The sequence below is a fragment of the Vibrio tubiashii ATCC 19109 genome (assembly GCF_000772105.1).
GTDB classification, from domain to species: Bacteria; Pseudomonadota; Gammaproteobacteria; order Enterobacterales; family Vibrionaceae; genus Vibrio; species Vibrio tubiashii.
Genome location: NZ_CP009354.1, coordinates 318,861 through 337,729 on the forward strand (window position 1 = coordinate 318,861; position 18,869 = coordinate 337,729).

Below are 18,869 nucleotides of genomic sequence, written 5' to 3' on the forward strand. Positions count from 1 at the left end.
ATTACTTGCCTTAATGCTGGAGAATCTTACCGTTCTTCCCTTTAATCATAGACGGAATTGTTCGCCGAGATAAACTTGTTTCACTTGCTCGTTGTTTAGCACTTGATCTGGTGTGCCTTCTGCGATGAGGTGACCTTGGCTTACAATGTAAGCTTTTTCACATACATCCAGTGTTTCACGAACGTTGTGGTCAGTGATCAATACACCCAGTCCACGATCTCTTAGATGTTCAATGATCTTTTTAATGTCGATAACCGAAATCGGGTCAACACCTGCAAACGGCTCATCCAACAGAATGAATTGAGGGTTGGCTGCTAGTGCGCGTGCAATTTCTACACGGCGACGCTCACCCCCTGATAATGCCATACCCGCGCTGTGGCGTATGTGCTGAATGTGGAATTCTTCTAACAAATCTTCTAGCTTGTCTTGGCGTTCTTCGCGAGTCATCTCTTCGCGAGTTTCCAAAACCGCCATAATGTTGTCTTCAACAGACAACTTACGGAAGATAGATGCTTCCTGAGGCAGGTAGCCAATACCCATACGTGAACGACTATGCATCGGTAGGATACTGATGTCTTCACCGTCGATAGTAATCGCACCTTGGTCACGCGCCACTAGGCCGACAATCATATAAAACGAGGTCGTTTTACCTGCACCGTTAGGACCTAAAAGGCCAACAATCTGACCCGATTCCACTTGCAAACTTACATCGGTAACAACGGTACGGTTGCCGTAAGTTTTCGCTAAGTGCTCAGCTTTAAGTATTGCCATAATTATTCTTGTACTGCTTGTGGCTGAAGTACGGTAGAGACGCGATCGCCTTTCTGTTTACCGTCAGCAATCAGCTTCTGAGATGAAATTTTGTAGCGTATTTTCGTGCCGCGAATCACGCTGTCATCTTGCGAAAGCATGGCTTCATCGATCATGGTCAATTGGTCATCGACCATGACGTAGTAAAGCTCTTTTGCTTCCCCGTAAAGCGTTTTTCCATCATCCGTTAACTGAGAAAACGTAGCTAAATCCCCATACCCTTCAATCTCTTGGATTGAACCATCTTTGGGGTCACGGGTAACAATAACTTTATCAGCATTGATATTAATACTGCCTTGTTTGAGTTTTACGTCACCAAGGAAAGTAACTTTGTTGCTCTGCATATCTAGCTGTTGGCTATCTGAGTCGATATAAACCGGTTGATCTTGGTCGGTCGACAAAGCCATCGCTTGGCTAGACAGTAATAAACAAGAAATCAGACTAAGGTGTGAGAGTTTCATATCTACTTTGTACGTGATTGTAGAGGGTAGCGTGATTATCGGCGAAATTACCCGTCATCGCTTGCCCTACTGTTTCAAATTGAGGCCCAACCATGATTACTTGGTTGTCTGCCCAAAAGTCTCTACTGTCTAGCTGGATGTTCATAACATCGGTAGACAGGGTGTCAAAGCCTGAATCAGGTAATAAGTTTGTCGCTAAAACATCTTCATAAAGCGTCAAAACATGATCTTTGCTTAAAACACCACGGACTGCTGTCACTTCCCACTCTTGAGTGGTGCCTTCCTTATAAACTTTAAGGACCGGCTGATAAAAAATGGTATCGCCACTTCTTGCGAAGTGGTCAAGATTTACCGATGTTATTACGTAGCTGCGAATGCCTGACTCATTGTATGAGGTGTTGACTAGACCTTCACCACTGAACATCGGGAGCTCTGTATCTGGCTCTACCTGAATATCATAACCCTGCTGCTTATCGAAAAGATAGTAAGCAGACCAGCATATTATGAAAGTCAGGATGAGATATCCAATACGAGATAGACTCATATACTTAGACCTTTATGAACATCGAGTTCGTTTCGTGCTTGTAGAATTAGGTCGCAGACTTCTCTTACTGCTCCATGTCCACCTCGAATAGAGGTCACGTAGTTTGCTCGACGCGCCAGTAGTGGGTGTCCATCAGCCACACATACTTTTAAAGCAACTTGCTCCATCACTGGCCAATCAATTAGGTCATCACCAATATAGCCAGTTTGTTCTGGTGCAATGTCGAGCTTGGTACAAATATCCTGATAGGCTTTGATTTTGTCATCTTGGCCTTGGTAAATCAGGCTGATACCTAATGCCTTCATTCGGTTTTCGACGATCTGAGAGCGTCGACCGGTAATAATGGCGATTTCAATCCCCGCATTCATCAGCGATTTTACGCCATAGCCATCACGGGTATGAAATGTTTTCAGTTCTTCACCATTGTTGCCCATGTAAATCAGACCGTCAGAGAAGACGCCATCTACATCGCAGATCAATAGTTTAATGTCTTTGGCAATATCTAGAATGGATTGTTCCACTGGTTGATATAAAGTTTCAATCATTTTCGACATTACATCACTCCAGCTTTTAATAAATCATGCATGTTGAGTGCGCCAACCACTTTGCCATTGTCACATAGGATTAGGCCACTAATGCTTTTATCCTGCATTAAGTTTAACCCCTCAGCCGCGAGCATATTTGGTATTGCGACGGTTGGGTTTACTGTCATCACATCACCAATCAGCGCTGTGTGAATATCGACTCGTTTATCCAAGGTTCGGCGTAAATCACCATCGGTAAAAATACCAACCAGTTGCTGGTGGTCATCGACGACCGCCGTCATTCCAAGCCCTTTTTGGCTGATTTCGAGCAGCGCATCACGAACAACTGTGTTTGGAGTGACAAGCGGTAAGTCCTCGCCTGTGTGCATGATATCAGACAGCTTAAGCAACAATTTTCTTCCCAACGCACCACCTGGATGCGATAGGGCAAAGTCTTCTGCTGTAAAACCGCGTGCTTGCATCAGTGCCATTGCTAACGCATCGCCCATTACTAAGGTTGCCGTGGTGCTAGATGTTGGCGCAAGTTGGATTGGACAAGCCTCTTTTGGCACTGTGATTTGCAGATGAATATCAGCCAGTTTTGCCATGTTCGACTTCGGCTTGCCAGTCATACTGATGATTTTAATATTGAGGCGTTTTAATACTGGGAAAAGCCCAAGGATTTCTCCAGATTCACCTGAGTTGGAAATCGCTAGCACAATATCTCCGGGCTCGATCATGCCTAGATCGCCGTGAGCAGCTTCGCCTGGATGAACAAAAAAGGATGAGGTGCCTGTACTGGCAAGTGTCGCAGCAATTTTGTTGCCGATATGACCAGATTTACCCATACCCATGACTACTACCTTGCCATCTTTATTAGCAAGGATAAGCTCACATGCTTTGATAAAGTCTTGGTTTAGATATTGGTCGAGCTGTTCTAGTGCTGCGATCTCGGTTTTTAGTACTTCTAGTGCCGCAGAGCGATAGTCAAACATACAGAACTCCAACAGGGTTTTAGGCGGTCATGTTCATAATTAAGTAGGCTTGGTAGCCAATAAAGCAGCAAAATAGGGCTGCGCCTTCAAAACGATTAATGCTACGAGATTTACCTAGCGCCATCGCAACAAGCAGTAGTGAGACGCCAAGCATGACCCAGAAATCACGCCCCATTGCATATTCACTTAAAATTGATGGGTTTAGAATGCCAGGGATCCCCATGACTGCGAGAATATTGAATACGTTCGAGCCGATGATGTTACCGACTGCCATGTCATCTTCGCCTTTCATAACGCCAGCAAGAGAAGCCGCTAGTTCAGGTAAGCTAGTACCAACCGCAATAATCGTCAGGCCTATCACTAGATCGCTCATGCCAAAGTATTGAGCAATGATCACCGCATTGTCGACTAATACATCGGCAGCGAGTGGCAAAACAATCAGGCCGATCACTACCCACATGGCCGCTTTACCGTTACTTACGCCTTCTGGTACTTCGGATTCTTGCTCTTCAATGAATGCATCGCCGTTCTTTTTCTCGTTACGGCTGATGCGCAGCATAGTGAGGATAAAAGCGGCAAAAAGAGCAAACAGCAATACACCTTCATAGAAGCCTAAGTGGCTATCCCACAAGAGAACACCTGCTAAAAGCGTCACCCCAATCATCAAAGGTAATTCACGGCGTAGAACGCCTGAACTGATTGAGAGTGGCTTGATTAGTGCGGTGATACCTAAGATTAACGCAATGTTGGCAATGTTTGAGCCTAAGACGTTACCCACTGCTGTGTCGGTTTTACCATCGAGAGCTGCAGTGGCAGAAACCATCATTTCAGGTGCTGAAGAGCCCATAGCAAGGATGGTCATACCGATAACGAGAGGAGAAATACCTACGTTACGAGCCAGGGCAGCAGCACCAAACACCAGTTTGTCGGCACTCCAAACCAAAAATACCAATCCAATAATGAGAAACACAACGGCTTCAAGCATGATGATTCCTAATCAATATACAACGAGAGAATTTAACCGTTAATTTTGACGGTTTGGGGGTAAAAAGAAAAGCAGTTCATTCAATTAATTGTTAACCAAATACGTAATTGGAGCGACTAAGGTAGAGTAGGCGGGCTATAGAGTGAGAATTCGAATAACTCACATTTAATTGAACAGTGCTTTAAATTCAATTTGAATGTGCTTATGATTGCCCATTCTTAAAGGAACAAATATGAGTCCAGCATGGAATCTGAAGACCTAGTCACCGTTAAGCAGCTAACGTTTTCTCGTGGCGAGCGCAAGATCTTTGATAACGTCAGTCTACATGTACCTAAAGGTAAAGTGACTGCGATCATGGGTCCATCAGGGATTGGTAAAACAACCTTGCTGCGCCTTATCGGCGGCCAAATCTACCCTGAGAGCGGCGATATTTGGTTTGATGGTAACAATATCCCCACTTTAGGCCGACGCAAGCTCTATCAAGAACGTAAGAAAATGAGCATGTTGTTCCAATCTGGAGCCTTGTTTACTGACTTGTCAGTGTTTGACAATGTCGCCTTTCCTTTGCGTGAACATACCGAGTTGGACGAGTCGATTATTCGCACTTTAGTCCTGCTTAAATTAGAAGCTGTCGGATTACGTGGTGCGGCGCAGTTAATGCCAAGTGAACTCTCTGGGGGTATGGCAAGACGTGCTGCTTTAGCTCGAGCGATCGCACTCGACCCCGATCTCATCATGTACGATGAACCTTTTGTAGGCCAAGACCCGATAACGATGGGCGTGCTGGTGGAGCTGATTCGTAACTTAAATCAGGCGTTAGGTGTTACCTCTATCGTCGTGTCGCATGATGTTCCTGAAGTGATGAGTATTGCGGACTGGGTGTATATCTTGGCCAACGGTAAAGTGATTGCGAGCGGAACGCCACAAGAGTTACGTGCCAATATGGATCCACAAGTGCAGCAGTTTCTTAAAGGGGATGCGGATGGTCCAGTGCCATTTCGTTTCCCATCTCAACCTTTAGCTAAGGAGCTGTTCTTATAATGGGCTTAGCGAATTTCGTAGCTTCGATTGGCCGCCGTACTATGTCGGTGTGTGAAGCGTTTGGTAGAGCAAGCTTGATGCTGTTTGGCGCATTAGCGAGTCGACCTCAGCCACTTAAAAATTTACCTCTACTAGTTAAACAGCTCTATAGCGTGGGCGTTCAATCCCTGATTATTATTGTCTTGTCAGGTCTTTTCATCGGCATGGTGTTGAGTCTGCAAGGTTATGTCATCTTGGTCGACTTTGGCGCTGAAGGTGCTTTAGGCCAAATGGTTGCGCTCTCTTTGCTTCGAGAGCTAGGGCCAGTGGTAACAGCACTATTGTTTGCTGGGCGTGCAGGCTCTGCATTAACGGCTGAAATTGGCCTAATGAAAGCGACTGAGCAGCTATCGAGCATGGAAATGATGGCGGTTGATCCACTTAAACGCGTCATCGCGCCTCGGTTCTGGGCTGGCGTTATCTCTATGCCACTGTTAGCGATGATTTTTATGGCTGTCGGTATCTGGGGTGGTCAGTTAGTTGGGGTTGATTGGAAAGGGATTGACCACGGTAGCTTCTGGTCGGCAATGCAAGCTTCCGTTGAACTTGGACAAGATATTGGTAACAGTATGATAAAGAGCTTAGTGTTCGCGATAACTGTTACTTGGATAGCGCTTTTTAATGGATACGATGCGATTCCGACTTCGGAAGGGATCAGTCGCGCAACGACTCGCACCGTTGTCCACTCTTCTTTGGCTGTACTTGGTCTAGACTTCGTACTAACTGCCTTGATGTTTGGTAATTAAATGATGTTTGGGAACTAATCATGCAACAAACTCGAAAGATAGAATTATGGGTTGGTAGCTTCGTTCTCGCTGGAATTTGCGCAATTCTGGTGATGATTTTTCAAGTTGCTGACGTAAAGGGGCTCGGCTCTAACGATACTTATACTCTCAAGGCCGAGTTCGATAACATTGGCAGCTTGAAAGTACGTTCCCCAGTTAAGGTAGGCGGAGTGGTAGTCGGGCGCGTGACCAGTATTGGTCTCAATAGTGAGTCTTTACTCCCTGTGGTTTCCATGGCAATCAGCAGCACCTACAACCAGTTTCCAGAAACGTCGAGCGTGAAAATTTTAACGTCAGGTTTAATTGGCGAACAGTACATTGGTTTAACGCCGGGCTTTGTGTTTGAAGATGAGCAGATGCTGGTGGAAGGCGACTATATTGAAGATACCAAGTCTGCTTTGGTGCTAGAAGATTTGATTGGTCAGGTCTTGTATAGCGTTGGTGGCTCTGAAGAGTAAGGAGAGAATGATGTTGAGAAAGTTAGTACTTACTCTGTTTTCAATGTTTTTGGCGTTTAATGCTTCTGCACAGCCAATTGATAAGACTCAACCTTATCAGATGATGAAGCAGGTATCAGAGATCGCTTTTGCTCGCTTGAAAGCAGAGCAAGATCAGGTACAGCAAGATCCTAATCATCTAAAAGTGATTGTTGATGAAGAATTAATGCCTTACGTCAACGAAAAGTATGCGGCTTTGAAATTGCTTGGGCCGAACTTAAAAGGGGCCAAGCGCGAGGATGTAGGTCAGTTTATCGTTGCATTTCGTGCCTATTTAGTCAGCTCTTATGCGCAAGTATTGACTCAGTATACTGACCAGACAATCGAGTTTGGTCCAGAGCCAAAGCTTGACACTAAAAAGAGCATTACTAGCATTAAGGTCGACATTGTTGATACGCCGCGACCAAACATTAAGTTGGAATTTAAGCTGCGCCGTGACAAGAACAGTGGCGAATGGCAAGCATTTGACATGATTGCCGAAGGTATCAGCCTTCTGTCTAGCAAACAGTCTGAGTGGAGCACTAAGCTTCGCCAAGAAGGTATTCTGTCGGTCGCTCAAGAGCTCGAAGAGCTTGCCAAGCAACCGATTCGTCTTGAGAGTAAAGCTCAATGATGGAACCCAAATGGCAGCAAGATAATGATGGTCAGTACTTACTAACGGGTGACCTGAATCGAGATACTGTCCCTAAGTTGTGGCAGTCTATTCAAACATCGCAGCTAGCTAGTGAGCAGGTTGAAGTTTCGTTAGAAGCCGTAACAAGAATAGACTCTGCTGGAATGGTGATGCTAATTCATCTAATTGAGAATGCAAAAAAACAAAACTGTCATATAATGCTCAGTTTCGTGCCGGAACAACTGCGCACATTATTTCAGTTGAGCAATGTCGATGAACTCATTGCAGGGCATTTAAAGAATACTACAGGGGTGAATTGTGGATAGCGCAAAAGTACAACAGATTTTAAACGAAGCACTTAAATTAGAAGAACTGCACGTGAAAGGCGAAGGCAGTCATTATGAAGTAGTTGCTGTTGATGCTTGTTTCGATGGAATGAGTCGCGTTAAAAAACAACAGCTAATTTATGCACCACTGATGGAATACATCCAAAGAAATGACATCCACGCTGTCTCTATCAAGGCATACACTCCTGAAGAGTGGGCTCGTGATAAGAAGTTGATGTCACTGTAAGGTTTAATAATGGAAAAGTTTCGAGTTACTGGTTCTAACAAGCCTCTTGTAGGTGAAGTAACCATTTCTGGTGCAAAAAACGCTGCACTGCCAATTTTATTTGCGTCTATCTTGGCTGAAGAGCCAGTTGAAGTGGCCAATGTGCCTCGCTTGCGTGATATTGACACAACGATGGAGCTACTAGAGCGACTCGGTGCTAAAGTCGAGCGCAATGGCTCTGTTCATGTTGATCCAAGCTGTATTAATGAATACTGCGCACCTTACGATTTAGTAAAAACGATGCGAGCTTCAATTTGGGCTTTAGGTCCATTAGTGGCGCGCTTCGGTCAAGGTCAGGTCTCATTGCCTGGTGGTTGTGCGATTGGTGCTCGTCCGGTTGATTTGCACATTCATGGTCTAGAGCAGCTTGGTGCGACGATTACGCTTGAAGACGGCTACGTTAAAGCGAATGTTGATGGTCGCCTTAAAGGTGCTCACATTGTTATGGATAAAGTCAGTGTTGGCGCAACGATTACAATTATGTGCGCGGCAACTTTGGCGGAAGGTAAAACAGTTTTAGATAACGCTGCTCGTGAGCCTGAGATTGTTGATACTGCTGACTTCCTTAACAAGCTAGGTGCTAAGATCTCTGGTGCAGGTACAGATACCATCACTATTGAAGGCGTCGAGCGCCTAGGTGGTGGTAAGCACTCTGTGGTTGCAGACCGCATTGAAACGGGTACTTTCCTAGTCGCGGCAGCGGTCTCTGGCGGTAAAGTGACCTGTCGCAACACTAAAGCGCACTTGCTTGAAGCGGTACTGGCTAAGTTAGAAGAAGCTGGGGCAATGGTTGAGACTGGTGAAGACTGGATCACTGTCGACATGACGGGCAGAGATCTGAAAGCGGTGACAGTTCGCACTGCGCCACACCCAGGCTTCCCAACCGATATGCAGGCTCAGTTCACGCTGCTTAATCTAATGGCCAAAGGCGGTGGTGTTATCACCGAGAATATCTTCGAGAACCGCTTTATGCATGTGCCTGAGCTGATGCGTATGGGCGCTAAAGCAGAGATTGAAGGCAATACTGTTATTTGTGGTGACGTGGATGAGCTAAGTGGTGCACAAGTGATGGCAACTGACCTCCGTGCCTCGGCAAGCTTGGTAATCGCCGGTTGTATTGCGAATGGCGAAACCATTGTTGACCGTATCTACCACATTGATCGTGGTTACGACAAAATTGAAGACAAACTGTCTGCTTTAGGCGCAAATATTGAACGTTTTCGCGATTAAAGATAGAATCAGCTAACGCTTGTAAGCCGAAACGCGAGTTTCGGCTTTTTTATGAATGATAGATCAGTTAGAGTCTGCTCAACTGATAAATGACTCTCTATTTTGGAGAACCACAATGATTGCACTATTACGTGTATTGGCTGTTGCGATATTTGCAATTGTGATGTTTATTTTTGGCTGTGGCTATTGCTTACTGAGCCCGCGTAATCCAAAGCACGTGTTTACCTTTGGTCGTCTATTTGGAAAGATGTCGAGAGTGTTCGGTATTAAGCTTGAGCTGCGCATTCCTGAAGACGCTTACAAACGCGGTCAGCATATTTACATTGCCAACCACCAAAACAACTGGGATTTGTTTACTGTCTCATCGGCGGTAACACCAAAGGTTGTGACAGTAGGTAAAAAGAGCCTAGCTTGGATGCCTTTATTTGGTCAGTTGTACTGGCTAACAGGTAATATTCTTATCGACCGTGCTAACCGCTCTAAAGCAAAAGGGACAATCGATCAGGTAGTGGATAGCCTAAACAACAGTGACGTATCTGTGTGGATGTTCCCAGAAGGGACACGTTCGCGAGGTCGTGGTCTACTGCCTTTCAAAACAGGTGCTTTCCATGCTGCTATTGGCGCTAAGCTACCTATCATTCCTATCGTATGTAGCTCAACAGGTGGCGTGAAGCTTAACCGCTGGAACAATGGCCACGTTATTATTGAAATGTTGCCTCCAGTACAAGTCGAAGATTACGGCAAAGAGAATGTTCGTGAGCTCGCCAATACATGCCGTGAGCAGATGAAAGCTAAACTAGAGTCGCTTGATAAAGAGGTTGCAATGCTCAACCAGCAGCAAGGTGTGAAAGCCTAGCCTAGAGCAAGCGATTAGAGAGAGCCAGTCCAGTGAGTGACTGGCTTTTTCGTATCTAGCCGTCTACACCGCAATACCTACATCGAGCTCATCAAGCCAAGCTAAGAAGCATTGGACATTATCACCTTTAAAAATCCCACCGTGCTGCGGACAAATCATATCGATATCAAGATTTCGCACTCGTTCAATCCAAGCACTCTTAGCCTTATTTGACGGCATCCAACGTCGATGGAAGTACTCCATCTTTGGAATATGAGCTTCAAAGTCTTCGACAAATAAAGGGGCATTGGGCACATCGAGCGCCGCCCCAATATCCCCTGACATTAAAATCTTGGCTTTACGATCATAGACGGAAAAGTTCCCTGATGAGTGCATGTAGTGCGCGGGAATAAATTCGATATCTATGTCAGCAAGCGATAAGCGTCCACCTTCATCTTTGATCGGAGAAAAGGAGATAGACTCCATACCAAAGTGACGGATAAAGCCTTCCCATAGCCAAGGAGAGTATAGGGTCGCGCTTGGCAAAGCTTTATCCCATAAACCGAGAGACGAGATGATGTCCGGATCTTGGTGAGAAGCAAACAGATACTTAATTTGCTCTGTGGGTACTTCCTTGACGACGCTGCTGAGCATGGAAGAAAACATCTCTATACCACCGGGATCAAGCAGAATCGCTTGCTGCTTGTTGACGATCATATATTGATTGGTATCGATGATCTTTTCCGGTTTGTGAGGATCGCGGGCAAACATGATCCAACGGTGTTCATCATCTCTAAATAAGACTTTTGATTGCATAGTATTCCTTTACTCGAACAATGAGAATAATTTGAGGGATTGCAGAACATGGCTACGGATAGCTTCCGCAGACTCTTGGACACTGTCGGCAATGGAGTTCAGTTGCCCTTTAAAACGCTCTTCGACTTGGGAGGCTTCAACGCTTAGCAAGGTTGAAATGATCAAGGCAACTCTCAACTCACTGTGGAGCGTATTAAGAAGCGTGCTGAGCTCTTTAGAGTCTTGAATGAAGGTCTGACTGAGCTGCTCTGCTTCTTCAAAACATCGAGAGCGGGTTGCATCAAGGCTATGGAGGTAAACAGCGCCTTGTGAGCGCGTATAGACGGTTTCAAAATGATTCAGAACAGTACGCGAGCGCGCTTCAGCAGTGGCTATCTTGCTGAGCCTCTGCGCCTTTAAATTGATACTGCTAGAAGCATTGAGAGTAAGGCGGACAAGTTCGTCAATGGAATCAGTGATAGGGTGGAAACCAGCCGCACTTTCTCCAGCACGTAAAGCCAAGGCGCGCGCATTGCTTGCAACAAGCTGGAGCTGTTTCGCAATAAGTACACCACGATTAAGTTCTGCAGAGATCTCCGCAGCAATGACAAACAGTTGCTTCCTAGCCATGATATTTCCTTATAGATATTATGGAATAAATATAGGAAGCGAAGATGGCTTTTTCCAATGTGCTTGAGGAATTACCGACAATGGGGTAGGTGAGGGAGGGCTGACAACAAAAAGCTTCATCTTGCGATGAGGCACTTTCAAATATGGCTCCCTCTGTCGGAACTCAACGCGGCCGGCTAGGACGGTCCGACGCTTCGGCTGAGACATTGGTTTGGAACAAACCAGGAGCAGTAGAAACGAAAAAGCCTCATCTTGCGATGAGGCTTTTTCTAATATGGCTCCCCCTGCGGGACTCGAACCTGCGACATACGGATTAACAGTCCGCCGTTCTACCAACTGAACTAAGGGGGAATTATGCTTTAAGAACGAATTCTTAAAGATAATAAATGGTGCCGACTACCGGAATCGAACTGGTGACCTACTGATTACAAGTCAGTTGCTCTACCTACTGAGCTAAGTCGGCACACTAAAAATGGCTCCTCCTGCTGGGCTCGAACCAGCGACCTGCGGATTAACAGTCCGTCGCTCTACCAACTGAGCTAAGGAGGAATTGTCCATTAGGAAAAGAAATGGTGCCGACTACCGGAATCGAACTGGTGACCTACTGATTACAAGTCAGTTGCTCTACCTACTGAGCTAAGTCGGCGCACGTTATTTCTTTTCTTGTTGTTGTCTAGCTTAGACACCAACAAATAAATTGTGGTGCCCGGAGGCGGAATCGAACCACCGACACGAGGATTTTCAATCCTCTGCTCTACCGACTGAGCTATCCGGGCGACGAGGTGTATTAAACGGCTTTTCGTGCTTTAGGTCAACATTAAAATGCAAAAAAAATATCGTTTGTTGTTTTTCTATACTTAATGGGCTGTTTTTATCCATTTTGGATATTAAATGTATAGAGGACAACAGGCGTTATACGCTTTGATAGGTGAAATAGTCCAGTTTAGACAACAAAAAAGCACGCGAAGAGGCGTGCTTTTTGCTACTCCAAGCCGAATTAGTGCTTAACAGTAAACTTGCTTACCCAGTTTTCTAGCTCATTCGCTAATCTTGCTAGGCTTTGAGTACTGTTATGACTCTCGGTGACGACGCCACTTAACTGGTTGCCGCTCTCTTCGATCATATTGATTCGCTGAGAAATATCATCACTTACTTGAGTCTGTTCAGCCGCTGCTGTGGCAATTTGCTGACTCATTTGGGTAATAGACTCTAGTGCGACAACGATTTGCTGCAATGCTTCAGAAGCATTTTGCGACTCTTGAACCGTGCTTTCACTGGTTTCTGCACACACTTCCATAGTTTGGATCGCGTTGCGTGAGCCTTCCTGTAAGTTGCTAATCATCTGCTGAATTTCTTTGGTGCTGTCTTGAGTTCGACCCGCTAGGTTACGAACTTCATCGGCAACTACAGCGAAACCTCGGCCCTGTTCACCAGCACGGGCTGCCTCGATAGCCGCATTAAGCGCTAGCAGGTTAGTTTGCTCGGCAATATCACCGATAACATCGAGTACCTTAACGATATTGTTTACATCGTTATCTAGGTCAGCGACAGCTTGACTTGCTGTACCAAGTTGAGTGGCTAAGCCTTGAATATTATCGACAGTATTATGAATCAGGTGCTGAGTATGTTGGCTCTGTTTATCCGCTTCATCAGTGTTTCTTGCAGTATCACTGGCTGAATCAGCAACATTGCTTGCAGAAGAGGCCATTTCTGTCATTGCTGTAGCGATCATAGCGGTAGATTGCTGCTGAGAATCAGTAAGCTGGGCAATACTTCCTGCGCGATCTTCTACACTTGCCAATTCGCTACGTAAGTCATGCATTGAACCTTCAAGGTTACTCACTAGTTGAGCCAAAGACTGACTCATCTGCTGAACTGCTTGATAGATGCTGCCGTCATCGGCTTGGTTTTCAAACGTTGTCTGGATGTTGCCTTTCGCGACTTCTTGAACTGCTCGGCGTACTTCTTGTGGCTCACCACCAAGAAGAGTGAGCATGCGGCGTATTGACACAATTAATGTGGCTAAGATAGCGCCCGCAATACCTAAACAGAGCACCAGCTGCCATTGCGCTGTAGACCAAAAACGAGCATTGACTTCATTAAAGCCGATACCTGTCCCTACCACCCAACCCCAATGAGGAGTTTTCTCCGCGATAGACAGTTTCTCTTCGATGCTGCCATCTGGTTGTTTCTGCGTCCAAGTATACTCAACCATTTGCCCAGTTTTACGACCTAGCACATCGAGAATGAGTTGCCCAACGCTGTTACCATCGCCATCTTTGAAGTCATGGAAGCTTGTTCCATGAAGCTGCGGATCAAGAGGGGTGGCAACAAAGGTCATCTTCTCATCGGCAACATAAACATACTCATTGTCTTTGTAGATGTTGTTGCGCAGCAAGCGTGTTGCCAGTTCTTTAGCTTGTTGCTCTTCGAGTGTGCCGTCGATCGCCATCTGCTCAACTTCAGTAAGGATACTGTAGGCGCTGCGGAACAATTCTGTTACGCGAGCCTTGTTGTCTAAGTTACTTGCCACGCGCAGAGTCCACAGACCTGTTGCGGTTAACGCAAGCAAGGCGATCAAGATAATTCCTGATAATAAATAAGCTTGTGTCTTAAGTTTCATAAAAATTGCTCATCAATAGGTCGATTTCTAACGAAAACGAAGTTGGTGTCTTATTTTAATATTGTTGTCATCTTATTTTAGATGCTCTAAGCCTAATAGCAGACTGAGTTCAAACTATGATTTAGATTAAATTTTTGGTGTGAAATAAGTCGTTTTTTACGACAGCACAAGCATAAAACAGGCTTGGACAACAATTTTAAGGGCAGGGCTACATAATCGAGGCAATAAGTAATATATGAAACCAGTGCGGTAAAGGTCTTGTGTTTGGAAAGATTCTTTGGGAGAAATATGAAAAAAGCCAAGTCTTTCGTCGGGGACGCCCAGTTTTGGCTTCTTGAAAGTGGCTCCCACAGTCGGAACTCAACGCGGCCGGCTAGGTCTGAGACATTGGTTTGGAACAAACCAGGAGCAGTAGAAACGAAAAAGCCTCATCTTGCGATGAGGCTTTCTCTAATATGGCTCCCCTTGTTGGGACTCAACGCGGGCGGCTAGCTCTGAGACATTTACTTGGTACAAGTAAGTCGCAGTTAAAAACGAAAAAAGCCAAGTCTTTCGACTTGGCTTTTTGAAAGTGGCTCCCCCTGCGGGACTCGAACCTGCGACATACGGATTAACAGTCCGCCGTTCTACCAACTGAACTAAGGGGGAATTATTTGTGTTAACAACAGGTCTGTAAGACCACTATTTGTTAAGCACCAAATAATGGTGCCTCGAGGCGGAATCGAACCACCGACACGAGGATTTTCAATCCTCTGCTCTACCGACTGAGCTATCGAGGCAAAAGAATGGTGCCGACTACCGGAATCGAACTGGTGACCTACTGATTACAAGTCAGTTGCTCTACCTACTGAGCTAAGTCGGCACACTAATATTCTTTTTGCTAACTTATTGATGTCTTAGACACCAACAATCAAATTGTGGTGCCCGGAGGCGGAATCGAACCACCGACACGAGGATTTTCAATCCTCTGCTCTACCGACTGAGCTATCCGGGCGACGGAGCGCTATTAAACGGATTTTCGGTCTTGCCGTCAACTTGTTTTTAGAAAAAAATTCAAAAAAGTGGTTGAGTGCCGATTATTTAGGCGTTTTTGATGATTATGTTTTGCCTGAGTTAAAATCCTTTTTGAATTTGGTAACTTTTTCGAGATAACGACGTGCTTCCGCATTAGGGTGCTTTTTGGTTAATGCCCAATAAACTTGATTAGGTTGCAGTGAGTTAAGATCTCGCATTGCACGTTTACGGTCATTGCGATTGAAAGTATTGAGTACCCCACCTGTGCCTCCGTTGTAAGCAGAAATCATACTGTACTCCAATGAAAGGGGGTGGCTGACATCTTTCAGGTAGCGATTTTTGAGAATATAGAAATAGGCGGTACCGGTATCGATATTGTTCTCTGGATTAAACAGGTATTCCGGTGAAGGTTGTCCCGATTTTTTCTTTACTAACTTGAAGACGTCTTTTCCGGCTGTTTTTGGCACGACTTGCATCAAGCCATACGCATTCGCCCAGCTAACCGCATATGGATTGAAGCTACTTTCTGTTTTGATGATTGCGTAGATCAGGTCTTCTGGGATGTCATATTTACGTGAAGCGCGCTGAACAATGTCGGCGTATTTGTAACTACGAATCTCAAATTGTTCTTCGACCATCGGAATTTCGACGTAATACGCTTTCTTAAAGTCGACATTTTTCACTTTTAGCTTATTAGCGATCAAATAATCAGCGAAACGATTGGCGCGCCAAGACCATTGAATTGCCTTTTTGTCTTGATCGACCACTTGTCGGTAGAGAAAAGGTTGCCCTTCAAGTTTGACGTCTTTGGAAGAAAACAGATCGACGTTAGCGGGATCATCAGGAGTGAGAAGAGTGGTAACGATCGCGTTTTTAAGGTGTCTCTTTGGGTCAGTTGGGGAGACGGTTTCTATAGTAATCAAGCCTTTATCAAAGTTTACTTCGGAGCGGCTAAGATAGTTATCGATGTACTTTACGTAATTGCTTTTGCCAGCAAATTTAATTTCTCCTCGTCCCCAGCGTTTTTCAATGTTGCCAGAAAAGCTGCTGATGAGCGCATCGAGAGCTGCAGTATCTTTCTGAAATTGCCCCGGTAGCTCTGCAAGGTTCTTCGCAAACCTATTGGTCGGTTCATAATTGACATCATAAAGGCTTTCTACAAACTCGCGGCTACAGCCTGTCAGTGTCACTGCAATTAAAAAGTACGCTAACTTTCTCATAACTCTCCTAAAAAAATGACATCACTGCAGGCAATGATGTCATTTCTCTGTTTCAACTTGGGCTATTCGTTACTCGCTTGGTGGAGTGTAGCCTTCGATATGAACGTCTTTACCTTCAAATAGGAAGTTAACCATTTCGGTTTCGATCAACTTGCGGTGCTCAGGATCCATCATGTTGAGCTTCTTTTCATTGATCAACATGGTCTGCTTGTGTTGCCACTCAGCCCAAGCTTGCTTTGAAATGTTATCAAAAATACGTTTGCCTAGCTCGCCTGGATAAAGTTGGAAATCTAATCCATCGGCTTCTTTTTGTAGTCGAGCACAAAATACAGTGCGGCTCATAACGACTCCTTAACAATAATTAGCTTTGAAGTTCGAATGGTAAGCTTTCCAGTAACTGTTTTACTGGTGCAGCTAAGCCAATCTCTTCAGGTTGCGATAAGTTATACCAAAGACCTTTGCTTCCTTCCATTATCACATGAGGTTGCTTTGATAGGTCTACCAAAATTGGTGTGATATCGAGGTGGTAATGGCTAAAGGTATGGCGAAAGGCAATCAGTTGAGTTTGCTGCTCAATCATTTTCGAAGATACTCCTCGAATATCAAGCTGATGCGCAAGCTCTGCATCTGGATTTTCAGGAAAGCAGAACAAACCACCCCAAATACCGGATTGAGGGCGCTGTTCTAGCCAAACTTGCCCTTGGTAGTGCAGCATGACAAACCAAGTTTCTTTTATTGGCTTGTCTTTCTTAGGTTTTTTACCCGGATAATCGAGTGGGTTACCTTGCTTATTAGCGATGCAATAAGATTCAACAGGGCACAATGTACATTTTGGTTTGCTGCGAGTGCAGACCATCGCCCCCATATCCATCATGGCTTGGTTATACTTATCGACATCGACATCCGGTGTGTGTTCTTCGGCGTATTGCCAAAGTTGATTTTCGACCTTCTTTTGTCCTGGCCAGCCTTCTACGGCAAAACTTCGCGCTAGGGTTCTTTTGACGTTGCCATCTAAAATAGCATGAGGCTGTTTGTATACGGACGAAAGGACAGCCGCAGCGGTCGAGCGGCCGATTCCCGGCAGGGCATTCATCTGCTCGATATCTAATGGAAACTGACCATCATATTCTTGCGCGACAATTTTGGCGGCTTTGTGCAGGTTTCTAGCACGAGCGTAATAACCTAAACCTGTCCAGAGGTGGAGGACCTCATCTTGCTCTGCATTAGCAAGATCAACCACGGTTGGAAAGCGCTCTAGAAACCGTTGGTAATAGGGAATCACGGTCGCAACTTGAGTTTGCTGCAACATGATTTCTGATAGCCATACGCTATAAGCAGTTTTATCCTGCTGCCAAGGTAGGCTCTTACGTCCATAGTTTTCGTACCAATCTAAGATGGCACTGGCAAATGGGGTCACGATATGCTCAATATAATTAGGGTCTGTTGACCTTTTGCGGTTAAATTTTGTTCGAGATAAAAGCGTTTTAATCGCGGCGAGAGGTTTGTCGCTTAGTCATTCTAAGCAAATACCTCTCAACAAAGAGTAAAACGCTTTTAGCCGAACCCTTCGGGCAGCGTTTGTGGCTCCCTTCTGCTGCGTTATCGGCTTATCGGGTAGGGCAACTACAATTCAAAGCCTCTGCCTTGCATAAAGAACCCACAAACTGCTGCAAAAATCAGCTCAAAAGGTCAACAGACCCTAGATTAGGCAAAATTGCACCATATAACATGGGTAAAGTACAACCGATAAAGAGTAAGGATATAAGCGAACAAAGCTGAAATTCGCTAAAAAACTTGCACCGATAGCAATTCTTTGGATAATCACAATCCCTTTGAGGCGAGACCAATTTTTAAACAGGCAAAATCATGAGTGAAGTGACCACTAACGAGTATAACGAAGACGGTAAACTGATACGCAAAGTTCGCAGCTTTGTTCGACGCGAAGGTCGTTTGACCAAGGGTCAAGAAAACGCGATGAATGAGTGCTGGCCGACTATGGGTATTGATTACCAAGAACAGCTTCTTGATTGGAAAGAAGTGTTTGGTAATGACAACCCTGTCGTTCTAGAAATTGGTTTTGGCATGGGCGCATCGCTAGTAGAAATGGCGAAAAACGCTCCTGAGAAGAACTTCATCGGTATTGAAGTGCACAGCCCAGGCGTTGGTGCATGTCTTTCAGATGCGCGTGATGCAGGCATTACTAACCTGCGCGTAATGTGTCACGATGCGGTAGAAGTTTTCGCTAACATGATTCCTGACAGCAGCTTAGCGACTCTACAGCTATTCTTCCCAGACCCATGGCATAAAAAGCGTCACCACAAGCGTCGTATCGTTCAGTTAGACTTTGCTGAGATGGTTCGCCAAAAGCTTATCGAAGGTGAAGGTATCTTCCATATGGCAACAGACTGGGAGAACTACGCAGAGCATATGATTGAAGTGATGAACGAAGCGCTGGGTTACGAAAATATTGCTGAACAAGGCGATTTTGTACCTCGTCCAGATGAGCGCCCGCTAACAAAATTTGAAGCACGTGGTCACCGTTTAGGTCACGGCGTTTGGGATATTAAGTTTAAGCGCGTAAAATAACCAAAACGAATGCAATGACCGCTTTCTGAA

At 45.2% G+C, this 18,869-nt stretch carries 21 protein-coding genes and 9 tRNA genes; 9 read left to right on the top strand and 21 right to left on the bottom strand.

All coding sequences use genetic code 11. The features are described from left to right. Window positions 1-45: 45 nt before the first annotated feature. From lptB to IX91_RS01560, 6 genes are read right to left on the bottom strand one after another with little or no spacing between them, the layout of a single operon-like run. A complete protein-coding gene (gene lptB, locus IX91_RS01535) occupies window positions 46-771 on the bottom strand; it encodes an LPS export ABC transporter ATP-binding protein (RefSeq protein ID WP_004748600.1) in 726 nt (241 codons plus the stop codon). A gap of 2 nt (window positions 772-773) precedes the next feature. Then, window positions 774-1,271: a lipopolysaccharide transport periplasmic protein LptA gene (gene lptA, locus IX91_RS01540; RefSeq protein ID WP_004748598.1), complete on the bottom strand. Its 498-nt coding sequence runs from the start codon at window positions 1,269-1,271 to the stop codon at window positions 774-776. Beyond that, window positions 1,252-1,815, bottom strand: a complete 564-nt coding sequence (gene lptC, locus IX91_RS01545) for an LPS export ABC transporter periplasmic protein LptC (protein WP_004748597.1) — start codon at window positions 1,813-1,815, stop codon at window positions 1,252-1,254. Before lptC ends, lptA begins: the two co-directional genes overlap by 20 nt. Beyond that, window positions 1,812-2,369 (bottom strand): 3-deoxy-manno-octulosonate-8-phosphatase KdsC, encoded by a 558-nt coding sequence (kdsC, locus tag IX91_RS01550; RefSeq protein WP_004748596.1) that lies wholly within the window; start codon window positions 2,367-2,369, stop codon window positions 1,812-1,814. Before kdsC ends, lptC begins: the two co-directional genes overlap by 4 nt. Beyond that, window positions 2,369-3,334 carry a KpsF/GutQ family sugar-phosphate isomerase gene (locus IX91_RS01555; protein WP_004748595.1) on the bottom strand — a complete coding sequence of 322 codons (966 nt, stop codon included), beginning with the start codon at window positions 3,332-3,334 and terminating at the stop codon, window positions 2,369-2,371. Before IX91_RS01555 ends, kdsC begins: the two co-directional genes overlap by 1 nt. Before the next feature lie 19 nt (window positions 3,335-3,353). Continuing rightward, entirely contained in the window at window positions 3,354-4,319 is a 966-nt protein-coding gene (locus IX91_RS01560; RefSeq protein ID WP_004748594.1) for a calcium/sodium antiporter, read from the bottom strand. Between the two features lie 243 nt (window positions 4,320-4,562). Between IX91_RS01560 and mlaF the strand changes: the two genes are divergently transcribed. The 8 genes from mlaF to IX91_RS01600 all read left to right on the top strand — a co-directional run bounded on the left by mlaF (window position 4,563) and on the right by IX91_RS01600 (window position 9,992). Then, entirely contained in the window at window positions 4,563-5,360 is a 798-nt protein-coding gene (mlaF, locus tag IX91_RS01565) for a phospholipid ABC transporter ATP-binding protein MlaF (protein ID WP_004748593.1), read from the top strand. Then, on the top strand, window positions 5,360-6,145 hold the full coding sequence (gene mlaE / locus IX91_RS01570; RefSeq protein WP_004748592.1) for a lipid asymmetry maintenance ABC transporter permease subunit MlaE: 786 nt from the start codon (window positions 5,360-5,362) through the stop codon (window positions 6,143-6,145). The genes mlaF and mlaE overlap by 1 nt, the downstream gene beginning before the upstream one ends. 20 nt (window positions 6,146-6,165) lie before the next feature. Beyond that, entirely contained in the window at window positions 6,166-6,642 is a 477-nt protein-coding gene (gene mlaD / locus IX91_RS01575) for an outer membrane lipid asymmetry maintenance protein MlaD (RefSeq protein WP_004748590.1), read from the top strand. 10 nt (window positions 6,643-6,652) lie between these two features. Beyond that, window positions 6,653-7,294, top strand: coding sequence for a phospholipid-binding protein MlaC (gene mlaC / locus IX91_RS01580; RefSeq protein WP_004748589.1), 642 nt, complete (start codon window positions 6,653-6,655; stop codon window positions 7,292-7,294). After that, window positions 7,291-7,620 (top strand): STAS domain-containing protein, encoded by a 330-nt coding sequence (locus IX91_RS01585; RefSeq protein ID WP_004748588.1) that lies wholly within the window; start codon window positions 7,291-7,293, stop codon window positions 7,618-7,620. Before mlaC ends, IX91_RS01585 begins: the two co-directional genes overlap by 4 nt. Beyond that, on the top strand, window positions 7,613-7,867 hold the full coding sequence (gene ibaG / locus IX91_RS01590) for a BolA family iron metabolism protein IbaG (RefSeq protein WP_004748587.1): 255 nt from the start codon (window positions 7,613-7,615) through the stop codon (window positions 7,865-7,867). Before IX91_RS01585 ends, ibaG begins: the two co-directional genes overlap by 8 nt. A gap of 9 nt (window positions 7,868-7,876) precedes the next feature. Next, complete coding sequence (gene murA, locus IX91_RS01595) at window positions 7,877-9,136, top strand: UDP-N-acetylglucosamine 1-carboxyvinyltransferase (protein ID WP_004748585.1); 1,260 nt, start codon at window positions 7,877-7,879, stop codon at window positions 9,134-9,136. 115 nt (window positions 9,137-9,251) lie between these two features. Next, window positions 9,252-9,992: a 1-acylglycerol-3-phosphate O-acyltransferase gene (locus IX91_RS01600; protein ID WP_004748583.1), complete on the top strand. Its 741-nt coding sequence runs from the start codon at window positions 9,252-9,254 to the stop codon at window positions 9,990-9,992. Between the two features lie 63 nt (window positions 9,993-10,055). Here the strand turns inward: IX91_RS01600 and IX91_RS01605 are convergent, their stop codons facing one another. The 15 genes from IX91_RS01605 to mutY form a co-directional block, all read right to left on the bottom strand. Then, window positions 10,056-10,787 (bottom strand): oxygen-binding di-iron domain-containing protein, encoded by a 732-nt coding sequence (locus tag IX91_RS01605; protein WP_004748582.1) that lies wholly within the window; start codon window positions 10,785-10,787, stop codon window positions 10,056-10,058. A gap of 9 nt (window positions 10,788-10,796) precedes the next feature. Then, on the bottom strand, window positions 10,797-11,396 hold the full coding sequence (locus IX91_RS01610; protein WP_004748581.1) for a hypothetical protein: 600 nt from the start codon (window positions 11,394-11,396) through the stop codon (window positions 10,797-10,799). Between the two features lie 275 nt (window positions 11,397-11,671). Further along, window positions 11,672-11,747 (bottom strand) — tRNA-Asn (locus IX91_RS01615). Between the two features lie 36 nt (window positions 11,748-11,783). After that, window positions 11,784-11,859: transfer RNA gene (locus IX91_RS01620), tRNA-Thr, on the bottom strand. A 10-nt stretch (window positions 11,860-11,869) separates the two neighbouring features. After that, window positions 11,870-11,945, bottom strand: a tRNA-Asn gene (locus IX91_RS01625). Window positions 11,946-11,966: 21 nt separating this feature from the next. After that, window positions 11,967-12,042, bottom strand: a tRNA-Thr gene (locus IX91_RS01630). Between the two features lie 54 nt (window positions 12,043-12,096). Then, window positions 12,097-12,172: transfer RNA gene (locus IX91_RS01635), tRNA-Phe, on the bottom strand. Window positions 12,173-12,393: 221 nt separating this feature from the next. Next, window positions 12,394-14,019 carry a methyl-accepting chemotaxis protein gene (locus IX91_RS01640; protein WP_004742498.1) on the bottom strand — a complete coding sequence of 542 codons (1,626 nt, stop codon included), beginning with the start codon at window positions 14,017-14,019 and terminating at the stop codon, window positions 12,394-12,396. A gap of 572 nt (window positions 14,020-14,591) precedes the next feature. Then, window positions 14,592-14,667: transfer RNA gene (locus IX91_RS01650), tRNA-Asn, on the bottom strand. A 55-nt stretch (window positions 14,668-14,722) separates the two neighbouring features. Continuing rightward, a tRNA-Phe gene (locus tag IX91_RS01655) sits at window positions 14,723-14,798 on the bottom strand. A gap of 7 nt (window positions 14,799-14,805) precedes the next feature. Beyond that, window positions 14,806-14,881: transfer RNA gene (locus tag IX91_RS01660), tRNA-Thr, on the bottom strand. A gap of 56 nt (window positions 14,882-14,937) precedes the next feature. Continuing rightward, a tRNA-Phe gene (locus IX91_RS01665) sits at window positions 14,938-15,013 on the bottom strand. 103 nt (window positions 15,014-15,116) lie between these two features. After that, window positions 15,117-16,253 carry a membrane-bound lytic murein transglycosylase MltC gene (gene mltC / locus IX91_RS01670; RefSeq protein WP_004742500.1) on the bottom strand — a complete coding sequence of 379 codons (1,137 nt, stop codon included), beginning with the start codon at window positions 16,251-16,253 and terminating at the stop codon, window positions 15,117-15,119. Between the two features lie 69 nt (window positions 16,254-16,322). Continuing rightward, complete coding sequence (locus IX91_RS01675) at window positions 16,323-16,595, bottom strand: oxidative damage protection protein (protein WP_004742501.1); 273 nt, start codon at window positions 16,593-16,595, stop codon at window positions 16,323-16,325. 19 nt (window positions 16,596-16,614) lie between these two features. Then, a complete protein-coding gene (mutY, locus tag IX91_RS01680) occupies window positions 16,615-17,670 on the bottom strand; it encodes an A/G-specific adenine glycosylase (RefSeq protein ID WP_004742502.1) in 1,056 nt (351 codons plus the stop codon). A gap of 449 nt (window positions 17,671-18,119) precedes the next feature. Here mutY and trmB point away from each other — a divergent pair, with 449 nt between their 5' ends. Further along, complete coding sequence (gene trmB, locus IX91_RS01685) at window positions 18,120-18,839, top strand: tRNA (guanosine(46)-N7)-methyltransferase TrmB (RefSeq protein ID WP_004742503.1); 720 nt, start codon at window positions 18,120-18,122, stop codon at window positions 18,837-18,839. Window positions 18,840-18,869 lie beyond the last annotated feature (30 nt).